This window comes from Brevundimonas sp. CURTG3B2_SDJG (assembly GCF_057364705.1).
In genome coordinates this window covers 1-1,456 of record NZ_JBNFOJ010000468.1, presented here as the reverse complement: position 1 = coordinate 1,456, position 1,456 = coordinate 1, and the positions used below count along the sequence as shown (strand labels likewise).

The window sequence follows — 1,456 nt, the reverse complement described above, 5'->3', positions numbered from 1 at the left end:
CCGGCGGCGTGCCCGCGGACCGTGATCATCGGCTCGGGCGGGTCCGGGACGGCGTGGACGCGGCCGCGCGATCCGGCTGGGCGCGACATGGTGGCCAGGGCGGCCGGAGTGCTGGCGGCCGCGACGGTGTCGACCGAGGCGGTGGTCGGGCATTTCCAGACCATGATCCGCCAGTTGAGGACGGTGTGCTTCTGCACCGGCTCCGCCAATCTGACGGCGCTCAGGCGGGCCCCGCTGCAGGGGTGAGGCGGACGGAAGAAATTCGAGTGCACATCGTGTACAATTTCAGTTTTTCCAGCCCCTAAATTCAGAGAATTCAACGCGGTCTGGAAGTGCACCCGAGTGCACATTTCGGCGGCCGTTCGATTGTCAAAGACCCGAGGCCTGACATCCTAGCGGGGTGATGCGTCAGAAGCGGTCGTAGGCGAGCTCGCTCTCCATCGCCGCCAAGCGAATGGAGAGGACAGATCGACGCGCGAGCGGCGATCAGGTGAGGGCGACGCTGGCGGATGGGATCGGAGCTCAGACGAGCCGCCGCCGACGTCGCCCCCTCCTGGCGGCTGCGCCGCCTGTCCTCCCCATCGCCTCGGAGGCAATGGGGAGGTGAATGGAGAGCGCGCCGCTACGCCGACGGCAGCAGGTCGCCGGCGAAGGGGCGGTACCGGCCCTGGCGGACGCCGGCGGTGGCGCGCTCGATGTCGGGGGCGAAGTAGTGGTCCGAGGCGTAGGGGGCGGCGGCCTCGCGGACGATGGACCAGACCGTCTCAAGATCGGCGGAGCTCTTCAGCGGACGGTGGAATTCGAGCCCTTGCGCGGCCGCCAGCAGTTCGATCCCGACGACGCAGGCCGTGTTCTCGGCCATGTCCAGCAGGCGGCGGGCGCCGTGGGTGGCCATGGAGACGTGGTCTTCCTGGTTGGCGCTGGTCGGCACGGTGTCGATGACGCAGGGATGGGCGACCATGCGGTTCTCGGCGACCAGGGCCGCGGCGGTGACCTGGGCGATCATGAAGCCGGAGTTCAGGCCGCTTTCCTTGACCAGGAAGGCGGGCAGTTCGCTCATCTTGGGATCGACCAGGATGGAGGTGCGGCGCTCGGAGATGTTGCCGATCTCGCAGAGCGCCATGGCGATCTGATCCGCAGCGTAAGCAACCGGTTCGGCGTGGAAGTTGCCGCCCGAGATGACGTCGCCGTCGTCGATGAAGACGAGCGGATTGTCGGTGACGGCGTTGGCTTCGCGCTGGAGCATGGCGGCGGCGTTGCGCAGCACGTCCAGGGTCGCGCCCATGACCTGGGGCTGGCAGCGCAGGGAGTAGGGGTCCTGGACCTTGTGGCAACCCCCTCGCGGTGGCTGTCGCGGATGGCCCGAGCCGGCCATCAGGGCGCGCAGGCGGGGCGGCGACGTCGATCTGGCCCGGGCTGGCCCCCCGCAGCGCATGGGATGCGCGGGTCGAACGGG

At 69.0% G+C, this 1,456-nt stretch carries 2 pseudogenes; one reads left to right on the top strand and one right to left on the bottom strand.

The window, feature by feature from the left end:
* Positions 1-246 (top strand): annotated as a pseudogene (locus AC2W7C_RS17890) (type 2 isopentenyl-diphosphate Delta-isomerase); the annotation flags it as partial.
* Positions 247-622: 376 nt separating this feature from the next.
* Here the strand turns inward: AC2W7C_RS17890 and AC2W7C_RS17885 are convergent.
* Positions 623-1,456: pseudogene (locus tag AC2W7C_RS17885) on the bottom strand (aromatic amino acid lyase); the annotation flags it as partial.